Origin of the sequence: Pseudomonas sp. EA_5y_Pfl2_R50, from assembly GCF_963970475.1 — a bacterium.
In the GTDB taxonomy this organism is placed as follows: domain Bacteria; phylum Pseudomonadota; class Gammaproteobacteria; order Pseudomonadales; family Pseudomonadaceae; genus Aquipseudomonas.
In genome coordinates this window covers 1-505 of the sequence record NZ_CAXAPT010000128.1, presented here as the reverse complement: position 1 = coordinate 505, position 505 = coordinate 1, and the positions used below count along the sequence as shown (strand labels likewise).

Here is a 505-nt window from a genome sequence, read left to right as displayed (position 1 = left end):
ATTGTTGTTCGGCGTGCGCGGCGATGGACAGATTCTCGTCCACCCGCACGCGCCCGAGCAACAGATTAAGGGCTTTTCGCGGATCATCCACGGCGATGGCACGGTGTTGAGCGCGATGACGATCGCCAATGCCGATGGCAAACGCGACGAAGTGTGGGTGCTGGTGCAGCGCGCGGATGGCGTCAAGAGCGTGCAGCGCATGGCTGCCTGGCGCGACGACGGCGATCCCATTTCAGCGGCCTTCTTTGTCGATAGCGGCACGACAGCAACGGCGGCGGCAGGGCAAACCCATTTCACCGGCGCGACGCACCTCGCCAATAAGGCCGTCGCGGTGCTGGCCGACGGTGGCGTCGTCGACGGGGTGACGGTGGCGGCCGAAGGCAGCTTCGACATTCCGGCGAGCGTCGTGCCGCAGGATCGCGCCTACACCGTCACCGTAGGGGTGCGCTACACGGCGGCTGTCGTCACCTTGCCGCCAGAGCTGAAATCCCAGACCGGTACATCG

The 505-nt window shown here is 65.5% G+C and carries 1 protein-coding gene; it reads left to right on the top strand.

Annotation, left to right across the window (positions count from 1 at the left end; genetic code table 11):
- On the top strand, positions 1-505 hold a 505-nt coding region (locus AACY19_RS27045; protein WP_339454561.1), incomplete at both ends, for a hypothetical protein.